This window comes from Stenotrophomonas sp. (assembly GCF_059505245.1).
On sequence record NZ_JCACKF010000015.1, the window covers coordinates 114,567 to 136,447 of the forward strand.

Below are 21,881 nucleotides of genomic sequence, written 5' to 3' on the forward strand. Positions count from 1 at the left end.
CCACCGGCAGCCATGACCGATGGCCTTGGCAGCCCCGGCCGCACGGGCCTACCATCGGTTTTTTGCCGTCCTGCGGAGACCCCGATGAAACTGCGTCATGCCCTGCTGCCACTGAGCCTGCTGGCCGCCCTGCCCAGCGTCGCCGCTGCCCGTGGCCTGGAAGTCCGCGACATGGTGGCCATGGACCGCGTCTCCGCGCCGGTACTGACCGCTGACGGCGGCACCGTGGTGTTCGCCAAGCGCAGCGTGGATGCCAACCTGAAGGCCTCCACCGCGCTGTACGCGCGCAACCTGCGTACCCGCGACGCAGCACCGCCGAAGCAGATCACCCCGGCCGGCTGGAACGTCAATTCCGCTTCGCTGTCGGCCGATGGCCAGACCGTGTATTTCCTCAGCGCCAGGAACGGCAGCCAGCAGCTGTACGCGCAGCCGGTCAGCGGCGGCGCCCCGCGCCAGCTGACCGACTTCCCGGTCGACGTGGACAGCTACCACGTGTCGCCGCAGGACGACCGCGTGCTGTTCAGCGCCGGCGTGTTCCAGGCCTGTGCCTCGGACCTGGCCTGCACCGAGAAGAAGCTCAAGGACGTCGCCGGCGCCAAGGCCAGTGGAAAGGTCTTCGATTCGCTGTTCGTGCGCCACTGGGATACCTGGAACGACGGCCGCCGCAACACCCTGTTCGTCGCGCCGCTGCCGGCAGCCAAGGCCGGTCCGGTCAAGGGCGCTTCCGCGCTGAGCGCCACCATCGACGGTGATGCCCCGTCCAAGCCGTTCGGCGGCAATGATGATTTCGCGTGGTCGCCGGATGGCGCCAGCGTGGTCGCCAGCATCCGCGTGGCCGGCAAGCAGGAGCCGTGGTCGACCAACTTCGACCTGTACCGCTTCGACGCGGCGGGCAAGCAGGCGCCGGTCAACCTGACCGCCTCCAACCCGGCCTGGGATGCCGGCCCGGTGTTCAGTGCCGACGGCAAGACCCTGTTCTACCGCGCGATGAAGCGCCCGGGCTTCGAGGCTGACCGCTTCGGCCTGATGGCGATGGACCTGGCCAGTGGCAAGACCCGAGAGATCGCCCCGCAGTGGGATCGTTCGGCTGGCGGCATCACCCTGTCCGCCGACGGCGCCAGCATCTACACCACTGCCGATGACCTCGGCGAACACCCGCTGTTCCAGATCGACGTGGCCAGCGGCAAGGCCACCAAGCTGATCGGCGACGGCAGCGTGACCTCGGTCGATGTGGCCGGCAACAGCGTGGCGATCACCCGCAACAGCCTGAAGAGCAACGACCAGGTGCTGGTTGGCTTGCTGCCGGCCGCGGGCGAAGCCATCGGCGAGCTGCGCGCGCTGACCCCGGCCGCTGGTGAGGTGCTCAAGGATGTCAGCTTCGGCGACTACGAGCAGTTCGAGTTCAAGGGCTGGAACAACGACACCGTGCATGGCTACGTGGTCAAGCCGCACAACTACCAGGAAGGCAAGTCGTACCCGGTCGCGTTCCTGATCCACGGCGGCCCGCAGGGCAGCTTCGGCAATGGCTGGAGCTACCGCTGGAATCCGCAGACCTACGCGGGCCAGGGCTATGCGGTGGTGATGATCGACTTCCACGGCTCCACCGGCTACGGCCAGGCGTTCACCGATGCGATCAGCCAGCACTGGGGCGACCGCCCGCTGGAAGACCTGCAGAAGGGCTGGGATGCGGCGCTGAAGAAGTATTCCTTCCTCAATGGTGACAAGGCCTGTGCGCTGGGCGCCAGCTACGGCGGCTTCATGGTCAACTGGATTGCCGGCAACTGGAACGGCCCGTTCAAGTGCCTGGTCAACCATGACGGCGTGTTCGACCAGCGCATGATGGGCTACGCCACCGAAGAACTGTGGTTCACCGAGTGGGAGCAGGGCGGTACGCCGTACCAGAAGGCGGCGAACTACGAGAAGTTCAACCCGGTCAACCACGTGGCGGACTGGAAGAAGCCGATCCTGGTCATCCACGGCCAGCAGGACTTCCGCATCCCGGTCGAGCAGGGCCTGGCCGCGTTCACCGCTGCCCAGCGCCAGGGCATCGAATCGAAGTTCCTGTACTTCCCGGATGAAAACCACTGGGTGCTGAAGCCGAACAACAGCATCCTGTGGCATGACACCGTCAATGCCTGGCTGAAGCAGCACATCGGCAACTGATGGTTGCGGCGCCGCCCTCCGGGGCGGCGCTTCTGTTTCACCATCTGCTTTACCGGTGGGTGCCGACCGTTGGTCGGCACACCTTCCTGATCTGCCGCCACCAGCAGCCGGCCAGCGGCCGGCTCTACCAGAGCGCCTGCATGCCTTCGACTGCCCTGATCCAGAACGACATCGTCGTCTTCGGTTTGATCGCCGCCACTCTTGGCGCCGTGTTCTGGACCGCCTCGCGCGAGCAGGGCCTGTGGAAGCGCTTCTATACGTTCGTGCCAGCGCTGCTGCTGTGCTACCTGATTCCCGGCATCTACAACACCGTCGGCCTGATCGACGGCCAGAACACCAAGCTCTACAACCCGATCGCGCGCGACATCCTGTTGCCGGCGGCGCTGATCCTGCTGACCCTGGCAGTGGATATCAAGGGCATCCTGCGGCTCGGCCCGAAGCTGGTACTGATGTACCTGGGCGCCTCGGCCAGCATCATGCTCGGTGCGGTGGTGGCGTTCCTGGTGATGCGCGCGATCCATCCCGACACCGTGGCCGGCGATACCTGGGCCGGCATGGCGGCACTGGCCGGCAGCTGGATCGGTGGTGGTGCCAACATGCTGGCGATGCGCGAAGTGTTCGACGTCAACGCGACCACCTTTGGCCAGTTCGCGGTGGTCGATGTCGGTGTCGGTTACGTGTGGATGGCCGCGCTGATCTTCCTGGCAGGACGTGCAGCGAAGATCGATGCACGCAGTGGCGCTGATACCTCGGCCATCGATGAACTGAAGGAACGCATCGCGCGCTTCCAGGCCGAGCACGAACGCATTCCCAGCCTGACCGACCTGATGCTGATCGTGGCGGTGGCCTTCGGCGGCGTCGGCCTGTCGCATGCGATCGGTGCGCCGCTGGCGGCCTGGTTCAAGGCCAACGTCAGCTGGGCGTCGCAGTTCAGCCTGGACGCGCCGTTCGTGTGGGTGGTGGTGCTGTCGACCACGCTGGGCCTGAGCCTGAGTTTCACCCGCGCACGCAACCTGGAAGGGGCGGGTGCATCGCGGCTGGGTTCGTTGCTGCTGTACTTCCTGATCGCCTGCATCGGCATGCAGATGGATCTGCTGGCGCTGCTGGATCGCCCGTGGCTGTTCCTGCTTGGCCTGATCTGGATCGCCGTGCACATCGTGCTGCTGTGGTGCCTGGGCAAGCTGCTGAAGGTGCCGTTCTTCTATTTCGCCATCGGTTCGCAGTCGAACATCGGTGGCCCGGCCTCGGCGCCGGTGGTGGCGGCCGCGTTCCATCCGGCCCTGGCGCCGGTGGGCGTGCTGCTGGGCACGATGGGCTATGCCACCGGCACCTACCTGGCCTACATCGTCGGCATCACCCTGCGCGCACTGGCCGGGCAGGGCTGATACGGCGATGGGGTGATGGGGTCAGCTCCCTTTTGCGACGCAAAAGGGATCTGACCCCGGTTCCAGGTGAATCACGCCACCGGCAATCCGCGTTCGATCAACCACGCCTTCGCGTCTTCGGCGTCCTGCTCGAACCACGCCGAGTGGAAAGAGGGGCGCCGCAAGGTCCGGCGCGTCGCCACGCGCCCGTGGCCAACCGCGCCAGCGCCTTACGCCACTGGCAACCCGCGTTCGATCAACCACGCCTTCGCGTCTTCGGCGTCCTGCTCGAACCACGCCTGTGTCGACCCCAGCCGATACGTGTACCCCCAGGCATCCATGTCGGCCATCAACCGCGCACTGCCAACACCGGGCAGCTGCCCGGCCAGCACGATCTGCAGGTAGCAGGTCGCGTCTTCCTCGGCCACCGAGTCGGTGGCATCGGTATGCACCTGCGCCCGCCGCTCCGGCGGAAGTACGATCAGGTGGCAGGCCTCATGCAGCATCGAGTGCACGGGCGTGTCATCGCGCACGTAGACGTTGCTGGCGATGATGCCCGCCTCGGGCTCGCCCCAGTAGCTGCCGGGAATCGGCTCGCCGGCGGCCACGTGGTGCAGCCGCAGGCCATGCGCGGCGAGCAGGCACTGCGCATCGGCGAAGGCGATGTCGCCCACGCAGGTGATGTCCACGGCGGTTGTCGTATCGGTCATGCGGGTCAGGCAGCCCCGCCCATGCAGGCACGGGCGGGGCAGGGGATCAGGGTTTGTCCGGGCCTTCCGGCAGCGCCACGGAGATGTCCAGCACATCGTGCTGGCCATCCTTCACCAGGTCGACCTTCACCGCATCGACGTCGATGTTCACGTACTTCTTGATCACTTCCAGCAGCTCGCGCTGCAGCAGCGGCAGGTAGTCCGGGCCACCACGGTGGCTGCGTTCCTGCGCGATGATGATCTGCAGGCGGTTCTTGGCGGTTTCGGCGGTGGTCTTCTTCGCTTTGAGGAAATCAAACAGGCCCATGCTTACCCTCCGAACAGCTTGCTGAAGAAGCCCTTCTTCTCGACGTTGGTGAAGCGCATCGGGCGTTCTTCGCCGAGGATGCGCGCGACGGCGTCTTCATAGGCCTGGCCGGCAGCGGATTCGACATCCAGGATGACCGGCTCGCCCTTGTTGGAGGCGTTGAGCACGTCGCCCGATTCCGGAATCACGCCGATCGCCTTCAGGCCGAGGACTTCCTCGACGTCGGCGATGCTCAGCATCTCGCCGCTTTCCACGCGCAGCGGGGTGTAGCGCGTCAGCAGCAGGAAGGCCGGCACGTCCTGGCCGGATTCGGCCTTGTGGGTCTTCGAATCGAGCAGGCCGATGATGCGGTCGGAGTCGCGCACCGACGACACTTCCGGGTTCACCACCACCACCGCGCGGTCGGCGAAGTACATCGCCAGGAAGGCGCCCTTCTCGATGCCGGCCGGGGAGTCGCAGATGATGTAGTCGAAGCCGTCGGCGGCCAGGTCCTTCAGGACCTTGCCCACGCCTTCCTGGGTCAGTGCGTCCTTGTCGCGGGTCTGCGAGGCCGCCAGCACGTACAGGTTGTCGAAGCGCTTGTCCTTGATCAGGGCCTGCTTGAGGGTGGCTTCGCCGTGCACGACGTTGACGAAGTCGTACACCACGCGGCGTTCGCAGCCCATGATCAGGTCGAGGTTGCGCAGGCCGACGTCGAAGTCGATCACCGCCACCTTCTTGCCGCGCCGCGCCAGGCCGCAGGCCAGGCTCGCGCTGGAAGTGGTCTTGCCGACGCCGCCCTTGCCGGAGGTGACTACGATGATTTCAGCCAAAGGACTTCTCCTGGTTCTGCATGAGTTTGGTGCTGCGTCAGTCCAGCGCAGCGATCTTGATCTGGTCCTGTTCCAGCCACACCTGGACGGCCTTGCCGCGCAGGTTGTCCGGAACATCGTCCAGTACCTTGTAGTGGCCGGCAATGGCCACCAGTTCCGCATGGAAATCACGGCAGAAGATGCGTGCCGCGGTGTTGCCCTGGGCCCCTGCCAGCGCGCGGCCACGCAGGGTGCCGTAGATATGGATGCTGCCATCGGCGATGACTTCGGCGCCGGCGCCGACAGTGGCCATCACGGTCAGGTCGCAGTTTTCCGCGTACAGCTGCTGGCCCGAACGCACGTTGCCCAGCTGCATGCGGCCCGGCTGCGGTGCAGCGGCGTCGGCCACCTTGGCCACCGGCGTCGCCGGGGCTGGCTTCGGTTCGGCACGGGCTGCCCGGCGCGGTTCAGGTGCGGGCGGCGGCGGGGCCGGTTCGCCCTCGGCACGCTCGTACTGCGCGCGGAACTTGGCCAGCAGCGGCAGGCCGAGCTGCTGGGAGAGCAGGTCGACCGCGCTGGTGCCGTAGGCCAGCGCCACCGGCAGCACCCCGGCGCTGCGCAGGCCGTCGACCAGCGCCTGCGCGGTGGCCACGTCCGGCACCTGGCTCAGGCCGCCGAAGTCGAGGATCACCGCGGCGCGGCCGAACAGCTTCGGGGCGCGGGTCACGCGCTCGCGCATTTCCTGCACGAGACGTTCGACATCAAGGGTACGGATGCGCAGGTTGGCGATGCCCACCTGGCCGATCTTCAGTTCACCGGCCTGTTCGTAATCGAAATTCACCGCCACGCTCAGGTCCCCGTCGGCCGCTGTGCCTGCGCCGGCAGCTGCCGGGCGCGTGTCCATGCCACATCCGGCAGCTTGTCGCCGTAGGTCTCCTGGACCCACGGGTAGCTGCACAGTTCCTTGGCCAGCATGCTGGCGCGCACATCGACCTGCGGCATGGTGTTCTGGCCCAGCTCGCGGAAGCCGAAGCTGCCGTGGAAGAGCAGGGCGGCATCGGCGCCATGGTCGAGGAAGACTTCGCAGGTCATCTGCGGGTAGCGCAGCTCGGCGAAGCTCTGCGCGTCGGCGTAGAACGCACGCCCGACGCCACCGCCACGACGGCGGCTGGCGACCACGATGCGGTCGATATAGAAGAACGGGGTGTCCAGCTGCTGCTTGAACCAGGCGAAATTGCTGCTGTCGTGCTGGCTGTCGCTGCCGAAGCCGATCAGGAAGCCGGCCAGGTTGCCGTCGCGCTCGGCGACGCGGAAATACTCAGCGGTTTCATAGAACAGGCGCAGGCGGGCCGCATCCAGGGGAAGGATGGCCAGGCCAGCGTTGTTGTTCAAAGCCAGGACGGAATCGAGCTCGTGCTCGCGCACGTCGCGGATGACAATCGACATTGTGACTCCGTGGGGTAACGCGGTTGGTCCATCAAGGGACCCTGCGCACGATTATTGCATGCCCGGGGTGGGCTGCGGCATGAACAGGCGACCGGGCAGGCATGACTTCCGTGGGGTGCGGTGCGCAGGCGCGGCCCGTAGAGTGCTGGCATGTTGGGAGTCCTCAGCCATACCCGCGTCCTCCGCCTGGCCGGCCTGTTCACCTGGGTCATGGTCGGCCTGCCCCTGGCGTACTCGCAGTTCGAGAACCTGCACAGCCGCGGTGACATGGGTGGCTGGGCGATCCTGTTGTTCGTCGCCTACCTGTCCTTCGGCACGGCCTACTACTGGTTGACCCGTATCCTGCGCAGCGACAGCCACACCAGCTGGCTGGACCGCGGCCTGCTGCTGTTGCTGACGGTCTCGGCGCTGGGGGTCAGTTTCCTCAGCGGTTCGGGCCTGGGCAGCATCCTGATGATGGTGGCCGCCGGGGTCATTCCGTGGATGCTGTCGGTACGGCTGGGGGTGCTGTGGCTGCTGGTCAGCCAGCTGGCGGTGGCGCCGGTCTATTACCTGCTGCTGCGCTTCCCACTGTTCGAAGCGGTGATGCAGTCGCTGCTGTACGGCGGCTTCTCCATGTTCATCTTCGTGACCAGCCTGGTTGCACGGCAGCAGACCGAGGCCCGCGACGAGCAGCGCCGGCTCAATTCGGAGCTGCGTGCCACCCGCGCCCTGCTGGCCGAGAGCGCGCGGGTCAACGAGCGCACCCGCATTTCGCGCGAGCTGCACGACCTGCTGGGCCACCAGCTGACTGCGCTGACCCTGAACCTGGAGGTCGCCGGCCACCTGGCCGAGGGCCAGGCGCTGGACCACGTGAAGCGCTCGCACGCGCTGGCCAAGCTGCTGCTGGGCAATGTGCGCGAGGTGGTCAGCCAGCTGCGCGAGACCGGCGCGATCGATCTGGCCGCGGCGCTGCGCCCGCTGACCGAGAACGTGCCCTCGCTGGATATCCAGCTGGAGATCGAGGATCCGTTGAACGTGGAAGACCCGCAGCGGGCCCACGTGCTGCTGCGCTGTACCCAGGAGATCATTACCAACGCGGTGCGCCACGCCGGCGCCCGCCACCTGTGGATCAAGGTGTACCGTGAAGCCCCCGACCGGGTGGTGGTGGAGGCCCGTGACGACGGCGTCGGCGCGGATATGGTCAATGTAGGCAATGGCTTGCGCGGCATGCGCGAGCGCCTGCAACAATGTGGTGGCCAGCTGCAGATCGAAACCCGTCCCGGAGAAGGCTTCCGGCTGCGGGCGACGGTGCCGGCAACGGTGCTGGTGGCGGCCCTTACCAAGGTTCCTGAAGGAGTGCGTTGATGATTCGCGTCTGCCTGGTCGACGACCAAACCCTGGTGCGGCAGGGAATCCGCTCCCTGCTGGCGCTCGACGACGGCATCGAGGTGGTGGCCGAGGCCGGCGACGGCCGGCAGGCGGTCGAGCTGATACCGCAGGTGCGCCCCGACGTGGTGCTGATGGACATGCGCATGCCGGTGATGTCCGGTCTGGAGGCACTGCAGGTGCTGTCGCGGCAGGAACAGCTGCCGCCGACCATCATCCTCACCACGTTCGACGATGACCAGCTGGTGCTGGCCGGGCTCAAGGCCGGTGCCAAGGGCTACCTGCTCAAGGATGTCACCCTGGCGCAGCTGGTCGGTGCCATCCGTACCGTGGCCGACGGCGGTTCGCTGGTGCAGCCGGCGGTGACCCAGCGCCTGCTGTCCGGCCTGGAGCACATGCGCAACGAGTTCGTCAGCCTGGACCGCCCGGACCCGCTGACCGACCGCGAGACCGAGATCCTGCGGCTGATGGCCAGCGGCTTCTCCAACAAGGAGATCGCCAATTCGCTGGGCGTGGCCGAAGGCACCATCAAGAACCACGTGTCCAACATCCTGTCCAAGCTGGGCGTGCGCGACCGTACGCGTGCCGTACTGAAGGCGTTCGAACTCCAGCTGGTCTGAAGAAAATCGTTCAAGTACAAAGACTTGGGTTGTAGTTGCGGGTTCCTGCCAAGGTTGCCCCCTACTTGCCGGGTAGCGGTATGCGTTACCCTTCGAATTCTTTGTCCATACAAATACGCAGCCGGCAGGGAAACCGGTGCGCCAATCCCGATAAACAATGCCCGCGAAGCCTGCTAGGATTGGCGCTTCGCTTCAATCAACCCGGCCGTGGGATCGGCCCCGGAGACTCTCTGAATGACCCGTATTATCGAGTTCCTGATCGCCTTGGGGATCGTGGCTGGCCTGTTCGTCATCATTGGCGTATGTCTGCCGGGCGAGCGTCACATCACCGAAAGCATCGAGACCAACCGCAAGATGACGATCGTGTACGACACGGTCAGCAGCCTGCGCCGCTTCAAGGACTGGAACCCGCTGGTACTGCGCGATCCCGCCGTTGAACTGAAGCTGTCCGGCCCGGCCTCCGGTACCGGTGCCACCCTCGACTTCACCTCCAAGGACCTGGGCACCGGTTCCTGGAAGATCACCGAAGCCGAAGAGAACAAGCGTGTTGTGATCGCCATCGAAGACGCCACCAAGGGTCACGACAAGGTCACCACCTTCAACCTGGAGCCGACCGGCAAGGGCGGTCGCAACGTCAAGATCACCCAGGACTACTCGGTGAAGTACGGCTTCGACCTGTTCGGCCGTTACGCCGGCCTGTATGTCAGCCGCCAGATCGGCGACGACATCAAGCTGGGCCTGTCGCGCATCGCCAACATGCTCGCAACCGTGCCGAACGTGGACTACCGCACGCCGGAAGCCCCGCTGACCGACCTGGCCATCGTTGAAGTGCCGGCCGAGAACCTGCTGGTGGTCAACGCCGGCAACGTGGACCGCGGTCAGGACACCATCACCAAGTCCATCAAGGACAACCAGGAGTGGATCAAGCGCGTGATGGAGGCCAATGGTCTTGAAGCCGCCGGCCCGTTCCGCATCATCACCACCGACTTCGGCCAGGAGAAGTACGCCTTCGACATCGCCCAGCCGGTGAAGAAGAAGGGTGCTGAAGGTGCTGCTGCCGACGAGCTGACCGTGAAGATCGACGGCGGCGCTCCGGTCAAGTACGTGCACGTTGCTCCGCACCGTTCGGCGCATGCGGCCTACACCGGCCACATGGCGGGTCTGGACGTGGCCCGCAACGGCCTGCGTGCCTGGGCCGTGACTTCGGGCAACGAAGTCATCGACCGCCCGTACGAAACCTGGAAGGACGGCATCGACAAGTCGTTCACCCCGGAAGCGACCTACGACATCTACTGGGCCGTCAAGTAAGCCTCGGCTGACCCATGTAGTGTTGGACACGAAAACGCGCCGCTCATTGCGGCGCGTTTTTTTTGATCCGGCGCCCGGCAAGGGGCGCTGCGCAAGGAGCCCCCATGTTCAATCTCGAACGTCGTGCACGTAAGCCGTCCCTGCTCGCCTGCCTGGGGGCGCTGCTGGCCGCTGCCTCGATCGGCCTGTCCGCCTACGCCTCGCATGGCGTGGCCGATCCGCTGGCGCAGCAGCACCTGAACATGGCGGCGCTGTACGCGTTCGCGCATGGTGCGGTACTGGTGGCACTCGGGCCACGCGCGCACGGGGCGATCGCACACCTGGCGCTGTACGTGCTGCTGCTGGGTGTGCTGTTGTTTTCAGGCAGCCTGGTGGGCGGGGCGCTGTGGCAGTGGCCGACGCGGATGGCGCCGATCGGTGGCACCAGCATGATGGCCGGCTGGGTGGTGCTGGCGATCAATGCGTTGAGGCGGTGACGGCAATCCGGGTACAGCCGAGCATGGCTCGGCACTACATGGGGGCGTTGCGCGGCAGCTGCTGTAGAGCCGAGCCATGCTCGGCTTCGAGCGAAGCGGCCCGCTTTTGGCTTCGCTCTCTCGTTCCATTCCGCGTGCGGGCGCCACGAGGGGCTCAGCCGTTGGCCGGCCTCCAGCACCAGTGCCAGGGTTCGTAGACGATGCCGTGCGGGTTGTCGCGTGGGTAGCTCAGATGGAAGCCATGCCCGCCGGCATGCACCTGCAGCCAGGCGAACGCGTCGGTGGCTTCAAATGATTCCTCGGCCGGGGCGTCGCCCGGCGTGCCGATGTCCAGCGCATGGCCGCTGTGGTGTTCGCTGAACCCCGGCGCTGCATTGACCTTCAGGATCTCCGCCACGCTCAGGCCGCGCGCCAGTTTCCGTTCAAAGATGCCCAGCTGGTAGGCATGGCTGCGGAAGCCGGAGATCGCGTCCAGCGCAATGCCATCCCGTGCCGCCTGCAGTCGCATCCGTCGCCAGCCCTGCGCGGCGCCACGGCGCAGCCATAGCGGCCGGGCGAAGCGGTCGCGGCCGGCAAAATGCAGCAGGCACGGTTCGGGCTCCAGCGGCAGGCCGCTGTCGTCGGCGTAGCGCTGCGGGTCCAGGCCGAGCTGCTGCAGGCGCTGCTGCAGCCCGGCCAGCGGCAGCCACTGTTCCTGCAGCGCAGCGCCGAACGGACGTGCCGCCGCTGCATCGAGCAGCGCCAGTGCGTCCTCGGCCCCGGGCTCGCGCGGCAGGCGTGGCACCAGCGAATGCACGCCATGCGTCGTTACCGCCGCCAGGTAGCGGCCATCGCGCTTGCGCCGCAGCACCCACTGTGCCTGCGACAGCAGGCGGGCATCCAGGTTGCTTCGTGCGCGCAGCAGGTGGGCGGGCCACAGCTCGATGGCCTCGGTATTGATCAGTAGGGGGGCGCGTCGTTGCATCGCCGCAGCTTACCGCCGAGGCACCGGTGCGGCCACCTTGCGCAGTGCGTCCAGCAGCACCTGCGGCCGCTCCAGGCTGAGCAGCAGCGTGCTGCCATCGCTGACCGGCAGGGCGAGAACGCGCGTGCGGTCGGTGACCAGCGCGAACCCCTTGCCGCCGCCCTGCAGGCGGAAGTGGCCGGAATAGAAGCCCGGCATCGCATAGCCATTGGTCTTGAAACGAATGCCATAGCGGCGGTCACGCTGCAGGTCGACCACCTCGGCCTGGTCCAGCCGCAGCTGTGCCACCGGAACGCGGCGGCGGTACATCGTCGAGCGCACGTCCAGCACGTCGTCGGCCAGTTCCACCCGGCGGCGGAAGAACGCCGCGCCCAACCCGATGCCGAGCGCGGCGATCACCAGCAGACTCCAGGCGGCACTGCCGCCCATCCGGAACCAGGGCGGCGACAGCGTTACTTCGATCCAGGGCGCCGTGGCCGGTGCCTTGTACAACTGCGCATACAGGCAGGCCACGAAGGCGGCGAGCAGGGGCAGCACGATCCACAGCACGCGCAACGGCGAACTCTCGGCCACCTCGTACTGCTTTGGATCGCTGGCACCCATGGCTCAGGCCTCCTTCTTGAATACCAGCATCGCCGGGCGCATCGGTGCGGGGATGATGATGTTGACCAGCTCCCAGCCCAGTTGGCCCTGGCGGCTCAGTTCGCTCTGGATGTCCTCGGCCTTGAGCTGGCCCATCATGGACGTCTTGACCTCGATCGTCTGGTAGCTCCAGCGCTTGCTCATTCCTTGTCCCCCGAAGATGGCGTGGGTTTCGGCAGGCGTCCTGCCTTGCGCAGGGCGTCGCGCAGCACGTATTCGATCTGTGCGTTGAGGCTGCGCAGCTCGTCGTCAGCCCAGCGTTGCGCGGCGGCCAGGACGTCGGCATTGATGCGCAGCGGGTAGGCTTTCTTCTCACTCATGCAAGCTCCTGGCGGGGTGGTGGGGCACCCCGTTGCGAGGGTGGTTCAGTACAGCGAACCGGCGTTGACGATCGGCTGGGTACCGCGGTCCGAGCACAGCACGGTCAGCAGGTTGCTGACCATGTGCGCCTTGCGTTCTTCATCCAGCTGCACTACGCCGTTCTTCTGCAGTTCGGCCAGGGCCATTTCAACCATGCCCACCGCACCGGCCACGATGCGCGTGCGTGCGGCGATCACCGCGTTGGCCTGCTGCCGCTGCAGCATCGCCTGGGCGATTTCGGCGGCGTAGGCGAGATGGCTGATGCGTGCGTCGATCACCTGCACGCCGGCGTCGGCCAGGCGTTCGGCCAGCTCGTTCTTCAGGTGCTGGGAGATCTCGCTGGCATGGCTGCGCAGGGCCAGCTGGCCGTCTTCGTGCTGGTCGTAGGGATAGCTGGTGGCCATCGCACGCAGCGCCGATTCGGACTGGATGTGCACGAAGCTCTCGTAGTCGTCCACGTTGTAGACGGCCTCGGAGGCGTCGACCACCTGCCAGACGATCACCGCGGCGATCTCGATCGGGCTGCCGTCCAGCTCGTTGACCTTCAGCTTGCCGCTCTCGAAGTTGCGCACGCGCTGGCTGACCCGGCGCTTGGCAAAGAAGGGGTTGTTCCAGCGCAGGCCGTTGTCCTTCACCGTGCCCACGTACTTGCCGAACAGGCTAAGGACCGCCGCCTGGTTGGGCTGGATGGTGTACAGACCGGCCAGGATGAACACGCCCAGCGCCACCAGCAGGGCGCCCAGCAGCATCAGCAGCAGGCTGGGCGAGCCGGTGCTGGCCTTGGCTGCCACGCCCACCACGAACAGGGCGGCGCCGGCGAGGCCGACGAGCAGGGCGCCGACCAGCGTGCCGAGGCCGTTGAGGGAAGACAGCGACTTCTCTTTCATGGCGGTACGTCCTTGAGGGTTCAAATTGAAGATATCAAAGTGATATCACCTGTCCACTACCGTTCGTCGGATGCCATGGTCAGGGTGCCCGGCCAGCTAGAATGCCCTCCCGCCTTCACATCGCTGCTGGAACCGCCATGGCCAAGCTTGGAACGCCGTTGTCCCCCTCCGCCACCCGCGTGCTGCTGCTGGGCTCGGGCGAACTCGGCAAGGAGGTGGCCATCGAGCTGCAGCGGCTGGGCGTGGAGGTGATCGCCGCCGATCGCTATGCCGACGCCCCGGCCATGCAGGTCGCGCACCGCTCGCACGTGATCGACATGCTCGATGCGATGGCGCTGCGGGCGCTGATCGCCCAGGAGCAGCCGCACCTGGTGGTGCCGGAAATCGAGGCCATCCACACCGAGACCCTGGTCCAGCTGGAACAGGAGCAGGGCCTGCGGGTGATCCCGACCGCGCGCGCCGCACGCCTGACCATGGATCGCGAAGGCATCCGTCGCCTGGCCGCCGAAACCCTGGGCCTGCCGACCTCGCCGTACCGCTTCGTCGATACCGAGGCCGAGTACCGTGCTGCCGTCGCCGCCATCGGCCTGCCGTGCGTGGTCAAGCCGGTGATGTCGTCCTCGGGCAAGGGCCAGAGCACCCTGCGCAGCGAGGCGGACATCGCCCCGGCCTGGGACTACGCGCAGACCGGTGGCCGCGCCGGTGCCGGTCGCTGCATCGTCGAAGGCTTCATCGATTTCGATTACGAGATCACCCTGCTGACCGTGCGCCATGCCGGTGGCACCTCGTTCTGTGCGCCGATCGGCCATCTGCAGAAGGATGGCGACTACCGCGAAAGCTGGCAGCCGCAGCCGATGTCGAGCGCGGCACTGGCACGTGCCGAGGAGATCTCACGTGCGATCACCGACGACCTTGGCGGCTGGGGCCTGTTCGGTGTCGAGCTGTTCGTGAAGGGTGATGAGGTGTGGTTCAGCGAAGTGTCGCCGCGCCCGCACGACACCGGCCTGGTGACGTTGGTATCGCAGGAACTGAGCGAGTTCGCGCTGCATGCGCGCGCCATCCTCGGCCTGCCGATCCCGGTGATCCGCCAGAGCGGCCCGTCGGCGTCGTGCGCGCTGTTGGCGCACGGCGAGGGCGTGCCGTACTTCAACAACGTCGCCGCTGCATTGCAGGTGCCGGATACTGCCGTACGCCTGTTCGGCAAGCCGAGCGTGCATGGCCATCGCCGCGTCGGTGTCACCCTGGCGCGCGCGGAAACCATCGACGAGGCGCGCGCCATCGCGCGAGATGCCGCCGACGCCATCGGCGTCGAACTGCGCCTGTAAAGCAAAAAGGGGACGGAGGGGATTAAGTCGTTTGTGCCACAAACGACTTAATCCCCTCCGTCCCCTTTTCATGGCCGTCGACTCTACCGCACGTCCACCCACACCAGGTGGTGGTCGCTGCCGTCGGCGATCTTCGCTTCCGGGCTTTCATTGGCCGGCCAGAAGATGCCGCTGCCGACGTACTCGAAACCGGTCGAGGGCAGTACGTAGTCCAGGCGCATCGTGCCGGACTTCGGGCCGAAATCGCCGGTGGCATGGAACGGTGCGCCCTTGCGCTCGATGCCCTTGGCCGCATAGGCCAGGCTGGTCTGCTCGCCACCGACGCTGCGCGGGGTGGGGTAGCGCAGCACGCGGGCGTTCTCGATCAGTTCGACGATCGCCTCATGGCGGCCATCGCCATCGACCGGGTCGTTGTTGAGGTCGCCGAGGATCACGAAGCGCGCGTCCTGCGCCAGGCCGCCGCACTGGCCCTTGTCGTCGCACAGCCACGGCTTGTCACCCTTGGACAGGTATTCCTGCCACAGGCGCAGTTCGTCATGGTTGCGTGCCGCGTTGCGCTTTTCCGGGCCGTCGAACACCGGCGGGGTCGGGTGCGACACCAGCGCGTGCACCACGCCGGCCGGGGTCTTCACCGGCACGTCCCAATGCGACTTCGACGACAGGCGCAGCTGCGACCACACATGGTCGTTGTAGAAGCTCTGGCCGGTACGTGGGTCGACCGGGCGGATCGCGCCGGGCATCGCGCTCCACTTCAGCAGCTGGAAGCTGCGCACCCTGGCTTCGTCGATCGGGTAGCGCGACAGCACCAGCATGCCGTACTGGCCCGGGTGCAGGCCGTAGCCCCAGGCATCGTTGCCGCGGCTGCGGCCTTCGCCACCGACCACGCCGTTGTTGTCCAGGTCCAGGCCGCTGGGCACGCCGGTGTTGACCGGGGCCAGATAGCGGTAGGCGAAGTGCAGCGGCTTGCCGCCACCGGGCTGGGCGACCTCCAGGTAGCGCTTCTGGAACAGGTCGGCGGCGCGATGGGCGTCGTCGAAGTCGAATTCGTTCAGCAGCACCAGGTCCGGGCGCACCTGCTGCAGCACTGCGGCGATCTTGCGCGCGTGTTCGCTGTCGCCTTCCAGCTCCTTGATCAGGCCACCGGCGTCATCGGAGTACAGCGAGGTGTTGTAGGTGGCCAGGCGCAGCGCAGCGGACGGCTTTTCGGTCATCGCAGGGGACGTGGCGAAGGCAGGGGCGGTGGCGCCGCAGAGCAGGGCCAGGGCGAGGATCAGGGGATGGCGGCGGGTCATGTTCATGGGCCGTATTGTGCACCCGGCCCGGTGTCAGCGGTTTGTCAACGCCCGTCCAGATCCTTGTCGAAATCGTGCCAGCGGCGGCCATCGTAGGCTTCCAGCGGATGGAAGCGGCGCTTGTAGTCCATCTTCTGGTGGCCGCGGATCCAGTAGCCCAGATACACGTGCGGCAGGCCCTCGCGGCGCGCCCACTCGATCTGCTGCAGGATCGCGAAGGTGCCCAGCCCGCGCGCGGCGTGGTCCGGGTCGAAGAAGGTGTAGACCGCCGACAGGCCGTGCTCGGTGACGTCGGTCACCGCTACCCCCAGCAGCTGGCTGGGCTGGCCGTCGTGGCCGGGCAGGCGCATCTCCATGAAGCGGGTGTGCGACCAGCTGCCGATCAGGAACTGCTCGAACTCGTGCGGGCCGTGGTCGTCCATGCCGCCGTTGGCATGGCGGTGGGTGAGGTAGCGGTGGTACAGCGCAAACAGGTCATCGCGGGCGGTGGCGGCGGTGATCCGCACCTCCAGGTCGTCATTGCGGGTGGCACAGCGGCGCTGGCTGCGGTCCGGGGCGAAGCGGGCCACCGGGATGCGCACCGCCACGCAGGCCTGGCAGTGCGCGCAATGCGGCCGGTAGACCAGGTCGCCGCTGCGGCGGAAGCCCCAGCTCAGTGCCAGTGGATAGAGTGCGCCGAGGCGGCGGTCGTTCGGGTCCAGCACCAGGTCGCGTGCCACCCGGTCCGACCAGTACCCGCAGGGGTGCTCGCCGGTCTGGAAAAGTCGCAGTTCGTCGTCTCTGTCGCCATGTATCGCCATGGGCACAGCATAGCCCCAGGTTGTCGCAGTGGCGGCGACTGTCCGCCAGATGAATGGAATCGGCAGTAGCGTCAACCGACGTCGCGCCCGGGCGTTGTTGTCCCCCGAGGGTGAAGTGATCACCCCGACGCTGTTCCCATCACCAGGAGTGACCTCATGATCCGTACCCCCCTGCTGCTGGCCCTGCTGCTCGGCACCTCCGCATCCGGTATCGCGCTGGCGGCCGACACCCCGGCCACGCCGGCACCGCGCCCGGCCAAGCTGGACACCAACGGTGACGGCGTGATCGACCGCAGCGAGGCGGCCGCCAACCCGCGCCTGGCCGCGAAGTTCGACGAGCTGGACAAGAACAAGGACGGCAAGCTCTCGCGCGACGAGCTGCCGCGCTGGCAGCATGGCCGTCGTGGCCACGGCGGTGAGCGCTGGGCCGCGCTGGACGTCAACAAGGATGGCCGCATCAGCCGCGAGGAAGCCAAGGCCGATCCGCGCCTGGCCGCGCGCTTCGACCAGCTTGATCTGAACAAGGACGGCTACCTGGACAAGGCCGACCGCGAGCTGCGCATGAAGCAGCATCGTGATGCCTGGTTCGCCGCCGCCGACACCAACAAGGACGGCCAGCTGAGCAAGGCCGAGTTTGATGCGGCCAAGGGCCCGATGCATGGTGGCCCGCGCCATGGCGGTCCGCGCGACGGCGGCGCACCGAAGCCGCAGCGCTGAGGGTCAATGCAGTGAATGACGACAACGCCGGCGGCACTGCCGGCGTTGTCCGTTACAGGCGGCCGCTGCGCATCAGCGAGTACGCCACAAGCGCAATGACCATCAGGTTCATGGCGATGATGGCGGTGCGGCCGTACATCGATTCGAACTTCCAGTTGATGCCGGTTCGCCCGCGCCGCGCCGAATCGCGCGCGATCATCGGCGCCATCACCCGCTGCAGCGTCACCAGGCACTGGTAGTTGACCACGCCCAACCCGACCGCCAGCACCGTCAGCTGCGTCCAGACCGGTGCCTGCAGCACCACAGCCAGCAGGATCGCCAGGCACCAGAACATGCCGGTGGTGATGTTGAGGTAGAGGAAGCGGCGCACATCGGCCCGCTCTGCCGCAGTTTCGGTGTACGACATCAGGAAGCGCCCGCCGAGGTAGCTGCCGATCGCGCCACCCACCACGCCCCCGATCACCGCCCCCCAGCTTTCGGCCGGCAGCACATGCAGCTGGCCCAGGGTGGCGGTCAACGATCCCATCGCGGTGCCTCCGGCAACGCTGGCGCCGCCGAGACCGAGCTTGCTGCCACCGACGCCGACGCCGGTGCCGATCAGGATCGCGGCACTGGCGGTGCCGGGTGCGGCCACCAGCACCATCGACACCACGGCGGTGGCGAATGCGGCGCTTGGTGCACTACTGCGCGCGAATTCGCCGAAGCGCTGCAGCAGGCCTTCGCGCACCAGGGCACGTGCACGCGACAGGCGCTTGCGCACGGCCGGATCGCTGAGCCCGAGCAGGTCGGCGACCTGTTGCGAGCGCTGTCCTTCGCGGTAGTACAGCAACAGGACTTCGCGGCTGTCGGCGGGCAGGGCGGAGATGATGTCCTCGGCGGCGATCTCCTCTTCCACCCGCTGCAGGCGATCAGCCGCACCTGGGGCCGGGTCGGCGGCCATGCCCATCGCCACCTCCGCGGCCTCGCCGGTCAGCGGCCGGCCGCGTTGCGCACGCAGCCAGTCGCGGGCCAGGTTGCGGGTGATCTGCCGCAGCCAGGGCAGGAAGCTGGTCGCGCTGCGCAGCTGGTGCAGCTGCTGCCAGCCCTTCACGAAGGCCTCCTGGGCGATGTCCTCGCTGGCCTGGCGGTCGCGGGTGATGGCCAGGGCGATGGCGGTGACCGTGTTCTGGCAGGCCAGCACGATGCGGCCGTAGGCATGCTGGCAACCGCTGGCGGCGGCGGGCAGTTCGCGTTCCAGGGTCTGGTCGATCGATGCGGCGAACGTCGTCATGGCGGCGGCTCTCCTGCTGGGATTGTGTCCCATGACGGAGCCGCGCGCCCAATGTGACCGACTTTCTGTGCTGACAAAAAAGGGACGGAGGGGATTAAGTCGTTTGTGCCACAAACGACTTAATCCCCTCCGTCCCCTTTTTGCAGTTGCCGGCCAGCGGCGGGTACGACCCGTGGGTTATTTCGATGGCTGGATACGGACCCGGACTTCTTCCTCTTCCGGTGCGGCCTGCGGGGCCGGTTGCGCCTGCTGCGGCTGGGCCTGCGGGGCAGGGGCCGGTGCTGCCGGGGCCGGGGCACCGCGATGGCGCAGGCCGATCACCAGCGCCACGCCGGCGATCACCACCAGCAGGGCGATGCGGATGCGCCAGGCCCAGCTGCGGCCGCCGCTGCCCTGTTCCGGCGTGTCGCGGAAGGCGAACTCGGCGGTCGGATGGTCGCGGCGGGTGGTGTCGAGCAGGCGCGCCTCACGCAGGATCTCGCGTGCACGCGGCTGGTCGTCGGCGCGCACGATCCATACCGCCGGGTAGGCGTTGGCGTTGCCGAGGTCGGTATAGCTGAACTGGCCGCGGCGACGGGTCTTGTACGAGCGCCCGTTGGTCACCTTGACGTCGATGCCATGCCCGCGCAGGAGCTCGGCCACGCCTTCGACGGTTTCCACGCGCTGGCTGCTGAAGATCTGGCGCATGGGTTTACTCCTTGGCCGGCACGGCGGCCGCGGCAGCCTGGTCGGGAACCACGCGGATCAGGCCCTCCTGCGCGGTGCTGGCCACCAGCACACCATTGCGGGTGAAGAACTGGCCGCGGGCCAGGCCGCGCGAATCCTGCGCGCTGGGGCTGTCCAGCGAGTACAGCAGCCAGTCGTCGGCACGGAACGGGCGGTGGAACCAGATCGCGTGGTCGAGCGAGGCCATCTGCACGTGCGGGTGGTAGTAGCTGATGCCGTGCGGGAACGTCGCCGTGCCCAGCAGGTGGAAGTCCGAGGCATAGGCCAGCAGGGCCTGGTGCAGTTCCGGAGCATCGCCGACCGGCTCGCTCAGGCGCAGCCACACCTGGTGGTAGGGCGGGCGCTTGGGCGGGTTCAGTTCGTCGCGCGGGTAGACGTGGCGGAATTCGAACGGGCCGCCGCGCGACAGCCAGCGTTGCACCTTGATCGGCAGCCGCTCCAGCACTTCGGCCGGCAGCGGCCGGTTCGGTTCGATGTCTTCCGGCTGCGGCACTTCGGGCATCTTGTGCTGGTGCTCGGCGCCGGTCTCGGCCTGCTGGAACGATGCCGCGCAGAAGAAGATCACCTTGCCGTGCTGGATCGCGGTGACCCGGCGCACCGAGAAGCTGCCGCCGTCGCGGGTACGGTCCACGTCGTAGACGATCGGGTGGTCGATGTTGCCGGCGCGCAGGAAATAGGCGTGCAGCGAGTGCACGTGGCGGCCGTTGTCGACCGTGGCCTGTGCCGCGGCCAGCGCCTGGCCCAGCACCTGCCCGCCGAACACGTACTTGGTGCCGATGTCGCGGCTCTGCCCGCGGAACAGGTTGTCCTCCAGCCGCTCCAGCGTGAGCAGGTCGATCAGCTCGGAGACGACGGGTTCGGGCGTGTCGTTCAAGGGGGCGGCCACAGCAGTGAAAGAGGGCCTGATTATACCGGTCAGGGGTCAGATCCCTTTCGCCCGGCGAAAGGGATCTGACCCCGGGCGGGGCAACCGCTATTTGCCCAGCCGCGCGACCAGCGCCTGCAGGGCGTTCTGTGCGTCCGGGGCGAACCAGGCCTCGACGAAGCGGTCGAGCTGGATCAGGTCCGGCTGCAGCGCCACGTGCAGGTCCGCACGGGCGATGGCGCGGGTCAGCAGCATCGGCTGGCGCGGCTGCCTGAGCAGGTCCTGCAGCCAGGCAATCGCGCGTGCCACCACCAGGTCCCCCTCTGCCAGCTCATCCACCAGGCCGATCTGCACCGCCTGTTCGGCCGGTACCAGCGAACCGGTGGTCAGCAGCACGCCGGCGCGGTGCACGCCCACCGCACGGCGCAGCAGGCGCTGGATGCCCTCCGGCGCGATCAGGCCCACCTGCACCTCGTTCAGGCCGATGGCATATGGCCGCGACGGATCGGCGCTGCGGGCCATCACCCGGTAGTCGCAGCACAGGGCCAGCACGCAGCCGCCCGCCGGGGCGTGGCCGGTGATCGCCGCGACCACCGGGATGCGGCTCTCGGCCAGCGTGCGTACGGCGCCAAAGAAGGCGTTCCAGGTGTCCAGCAGCTTGTGCTTGTCATCGCCATGCGAGAGCAGGTGCGGCACGTCCATGCCGCCGGTGAAGATGCGCTCGCTGCCCGACAGCACGATGCCGTGCGCGTCTTCGGCCATGGCCAGCTCGATGGCATGGATCAACTGCCGGCACAGGTCGGTGTCCAGTGCGTTGACCGGCGGCCGCGCCAGGCGCAGTTCGCGGATGGGGCCATGGTTGATCACCTCGATGAGCGTCGTCATGCTGCGGTCTCGTTGCGAAGAAGGAACCTGGGCGATGATAACCAAACCATTCGTTGGCGTACTGTGGCTTCTGTGTGCGGCCGCAGCATCGGCCTCGGCGGCGGAATCGGGCTGCGTCACGGTGGATCAGGGCTGGGCGCGGTTGCCACCGAATCCGGCAATGCCGATGACCGCTGGCTACGGCGTCATCCACAACGGCTGCGGCAAGGCGGTGGTGATCACCGGCGCGACCAGCAGCAGCTTCAATGATGTGTCGCTGCACGAAACCACGATCACGGATGGGGTCAGCCGGATGCGCGCGATCGAGCGCCTGCCGCTGGCGCCGGGTGCACGTGCCGAGCTCAAGCCCGGTGGCCTGCACCTGATGCTGATGCAGGGCAAGGGCGCGCTGAAGGAGGGGCAGGCGGTGCCGCTACGGCTGCAGCTGGAAGGCGGCGGCGAAGCAAGTGCGACGCTGGCCGTACGCAAGGCTGCGCCGTAGCGGGATGGTCGTGCCGGCCGCGGGCCGGCAGCGCCAGTAAAGCCGGCCAACGGCCGGCCCTAACCCACGGCCAAACCACCCAGAGTAATATAAAACCAAGGTGGGGCAATGCGG

25 protein-coding genes are annotated in these 21,881 nt (G+C 67.2%); 9 read left to right on the top strand and 16 right to left on the bottom strand.

Annotated features, from left to right (window positions below; translation table 11 throughout):
• Window positions 1–84: 84 nt before the first annotated feature.
• Together AC5JLE_RS06360 and AC5JLE_RS06365 are read left to right on the top strand one after the other, a co-directional pair.
• Window positions 85–2,163, top strand: a complete 2,079-nt coding sequence (locus AC5JLE_RS06360) for an alpha/beta hydrolase family protein (RefSeq protein WP_032961353.1) — start codon at window positions 85–87, stop codon at window positions 2,161–2,163.
• A 140-nt stretch (window positions 2,164–2,303) separates the two neighbouring features.
• The gene (locus AC5JLE_RS06365; protein ID WP_032961385.1) at window positions 2,304–3,548 is read left to right on the top strand and encodes a DUF819 family protein; all 1,245 of its coding nucleotides are present in this window, start codon (window positions 2,304–2,306) and stop codon (window positions 3,546–3,548) included.
• Between the two features lie 209 nt (window positions 3,549–3,757).
• On the opposite strand, the gene AC5JLE_RS06370 is transcribed toward AC5JLE_RS06365, so the two are convergent.
• Genes AC5JLE_RS06370 through AC5JLE_RS06390 form a run of 5 tightly spaced genes read right to left on the bottom strand, consistent with a single transcriptional unit; the run spans window position 3,758 to window position 6,781 of the window.
• The gene (locus tag AC5JLE_RS06370) at window positions 3,758–4,237 is read right to left on the bottom strand and encodes a hypothetical protein (RefSeq protein ID WP_005412610.1); all 480 of its coding nucleotides are present in this window, start codon (window positions 4,235–4,237) and stop codon (window positions 3,758–3,760) included.
• Between the two features lie 46 nt (window positions 4,238–4,283).
• Window positions 4,284–4,544: a cell division topological specificity factor MinE gene (gene minE, locus AC5JLE_RS06375; protein ID WP_005408532.1), complete on the bottom strand. Its 261-nt coding sequence runs from the start codon at window positions 4,542–4,544 to the stop codon at window positions 4,284–4,286.
• Window positions 4,545–4,546: 2 nt separating this feature from the next.
• The gene (gene minD, locus AC5JLE_RS06380; RefSeq protein ID WP_005415682.1) at window positions 4,547–5,356 is read right to left on the bottom strand and encodes a septum site-determining protein MinD; all 810 of its coding nucleotides are present in this window, start codon (window positions 5,354–5,356) and stop codon (window positions 4,547–4,549) included.
• Window positions 5,357–5,393: 37 nt separating this feature from the next.
• Complete coding sequence (gene minC, locus AC5JLE_RS06385; protein ID WP_046429497.1) at window positions 5,394–6,239, bottom strand: septum site-determining protein MinC; 846 nt, start codon at window positions 6,237–6,239, stop codon at window positions 5,394–5,396.
• The gene (locus AC5JLE_RS06390) at window positions 6,185–6,781 is read right to left on the bottom strand and encodes a GNAT family N-acetyltransferase (RefSeq protein WP_014036357.1); all 597 of its coding nucleotides are present in this window, start codon (window positions 6,779–6,781) and stop codon (window positions 6,185–6,187) included. The genes minC and AC5JLE_RS06390 overlap by 55 nt, the downstream gene beginning before the upstream one ends.
• A 150-nt stretch (window positions 6,782–6,931) precedes the next feature.
• Here AC5JLE_RS06390 and AC5JLE_RS06395 point away from each other — a divergent pair, with 150 nt between their 5' ends.
• The 4 genes from AC5JLE_RS06395 (at window position 6,932) to AC5JLE_RS06410 (ending at window position 10,553) form a co-directional block, all read left to right on the top strand.
• Window positions 6,932–8,128: a sensor histidine kinase gene (locus AC5JLE_RS06395; protein ID WP_032961359.1), complete on the top strand. Its 1,197-nt coding sequence runs from the start codon at window positions 6,932–6,934 to the stop codon at window positions 8,126–8,128.
• Window positions 8,128–8,769 (top strand): response regulator, encoded by a 642-nt coding sequence (locus tag AC5JLE_RS06400; RefSeq protein ID WP_006424175.1) that lies wholly within the window; start codon window positions 8,128–8,130, stop codon window positions 8,767–8,769. The genes AC5JLE_RS06395 and AC5JLE_RS06400 overlap by 1 nt, the downstream gene beginning before the upstream one ends.
• 234 nt (window positions 8,770–9,003) lie before the next feature.
• Window positions 9,004–10,077: a polyketide cyclase gene (locus AC5JLE_RS06405; protein ID WP_014646355.1), complete on the top strand. Its 1,074-nt coding sequence runs from the start codon at window positions 9,004–9,006 to the stop codon at window positions 10,075–10,077.
• A gap of 104 nt (window positions 10,078–10,181) precedes the next feature.
• Window positions 10,182–10,553 (top strand): DUF423 domain-containing protein, encoded by a 372-nt coding sequence (locus tag AC5JLE_RS06410; protein ID WP_014646356.1) that lies wholly within the window; start codon window positions 10,182–10,184, stop codon window positions 10,551–10,553.
• Between the two features lie 154 nt (window positions 10,554–10,707).
• On the opposite strand, the gene AC5JLE_RS06415 is transcribed toward AC5JLE_RS06410, so the two are convergent.
• From AC5JLE_RS06415 to AC5JLE_RS06435, 5 genes are read right to left on the bottom strand one after another with little or no spacing between them, the layout of a single operon-like run.
• Complete coding sequence (locus tag AC5JLE_RS06415; protein ID WP_164109934.1) at window positions 10,708–11,517, bottom strand: M15 family metallopeptidase; 810 nt, start codon at window positions 11,515–11,517, stop codon at window positions 10,708–10,710.
• A 9-nt stretch (window positions 11,518–11,526) separates the two neighbouring features.
• Entirely contained in the window at window positions 11,527–12,120 is a 594-nt protein-coding gene (locus AC5JLE_RS06420; protein ID WP_053496169.1) for a PH domain-containing protein, read from the bottom strand.
• A gap of 3 nt (window positions 12,121–12,123) precedes the next feature.
• Window positions 12,124–12,303, bottom strand: a complete 180-nt coding sequence (locus AC5JLE_RS06425) for a DUF4177 domain-containing protein (RefSeq protein WP_014646359.1) — start codon at window positions 12,301–12,303, stop codon at window positions 12,124–12,126.
• Window positions 12,300–12,479 carry a type II toxin-antitoxin system antitoxin gene (locus tag AC5JLE_RS06430; RefSeq protein ID WP_014646360.1) on the bottom strand — a complete coding sequence of 60 codons (180 nt, stop codon included), beginning with the start codon at window positions 12,477–12,479 and terminating at the stop codon, window positions 12,300–12,302. Before AC5JLE_RS06430 ends, AC5JLE_RS06425 begins: the two co-directional genes overlap by 4 nt.
• 45 nt (window positions 12,480–12,524) lie before the next feature.
• Complete coding sequence (locus tag AC5JLE_RS06435; protein ID WP_014646361.1) at window positions 12,525–13,406, bottom strand: SPFH domain-containing protein; 882 nt, start codon at window positions 13,404–13,406, stop codon at window positions 12,525–12,527.
• Between the two features lie 137 nt (window positions 13,407–13,543).
• On the opposite strand from AC5JLE_RS06435, the gene purT reads away from it, so the two are divergent.
• Window positions 13,544–14,731 (top strand): formate-dependent phosphoribosylglycinamide formyltransferase, encoded by a 1,188-nt coding sequence (gene purT, locus AC5JLE_RS06440; protein ID WP_164165390.1) that lies wholly within the window; start codon window positions 13,544–13,546, stop codon window positions 14,729–14,731.
• An 83-nt stretch (window positions 14,732–14,814) separates the two neighbouring features.
• Here the strand turns inward: purT and AC5JLE_RS06445 are convergent, their stop codons facing one another.
• Together AC5JLE_RS06445 and AC5JLE_RS06450 are read right to left on the bottom strand one after the other, a co-directional pair.
• Window positions 14,815–16,029, bottom strand: coding sequence for an endonuclease/exonuclease/phosphatase family protein (locus AC5JLE_RS06445; protein WP_032961376.1), 1,215 nt, complete (start codon window positions 16,027–16,029; stop codon window positions 14,815–14,817).
• A 38-nt stretch (window positions 16,030–16,067) separates the two neighbouring features.
• Complete coding sequence (locus tag AC5JLE_RS06450) at window positions 16,068–16,823, bottom strand: arginyltransferase (RefSeq protein WP_032961379.1); 756 nt, start codon at window positions 16,821–16,823, stop codon at window positions 16,068–16,070.
• 156 nt (window positions 16,824–16,979) lie between these two features.
• On the opposite strand from AC5JLE_RS06450, the gene AC5JLE_RS06455 reads away from it, so the two are divergent.
• Window positions 16,980–17,540, top strand: a complete 561-nt coding sequence (locus tag AC5JLE_RS06455) for an EF-hand domain-containing protein (RefSeq protein WP_014646365.1) — start codon at window positions 16,980–16,982, stop codon at window positions 17,538–17,540.
• Window positions 17,541–17,592: 52 nt separating this feature from the next.
• On the opposite strand, the gene AC5JLE_RS06460 is transcribed toward AC5JLE_RS06455, so the two are convergent.
• The 4 genes from AC5JLE_RS06460 to AC5JLE_RS06475 form a co-directional block, all read right to left on the bottom strand.
• Window positions 17,593–18,810 (bottom strand): sigma-70 family RNA polymerase sigma factor, encoded by a 1,218-nt coding sequence (locus tag AC5JLE_RS06460; protein WP_262216616.1) that lies wholly within the window; start codon window positions 18,808–18,810, stop codon window positions 17,593–17,595.
• 177 nt (window positions 18,811–18,987) lie between these two features.
• The gene (locus AC5JLE_RS06465) at window positions 18,988–19,497 is read right to left on the bottom strand and encodes a pathogenicity-like protein (RefSeq protein WP_053494920.1); all 510 of its coding nucleotides are present in this window, start codon (window positions 19,495–19,497) and stop codon (window positions 18,988–18,990) included.
• 4 nt (window positions 19,498–19,501) lie between these two features.
• Window positions 19,502–20,422 (bottom strand): acyl-CoA thioesterase II, encoded by a 921-nt coding sequence (tesB, locus tag AC5JLE_RS06470; RefSeq protein ID WP_005408551.1) that lies wholly within the window; start codon window positions 20,420–20,422, stop codon window positions 19,502–19,504.
• A gap of 87 nt (window positions 20,423–20,509) precedes the next feature.
• Window positions 20,510–21,286, bottom strand: coding sequence for an enoyl-CoA hydratase/isomerase family protein (locus tag AC5JLE_RS06475; protein WP_014646368.1), 777 nt, complete (start codon window positions 21,284–21,286; stop codon window positions 20,510–20,512).
• Between the two features lie 34 nt (window positions 21,287–21,320).
• On the opposite strand from AC5JLE_RS06475, the gene AC5JLE_RS06480 reads away from it, so the two are divergent.
• Window positions 21,321–21,767: a copper chaperone PCu(A)C gene (locus tag AC5JLE_RS06480; protein ID WP_041863160.1), complete on the top strand. Its 447-nt coding sequence runs from the start codon at window positions 21,321–21,323 to the stop codon at window positions 21,765–21,767.
• Window positions 21,768–21,881: the final 114 nt, after the last annotated feature.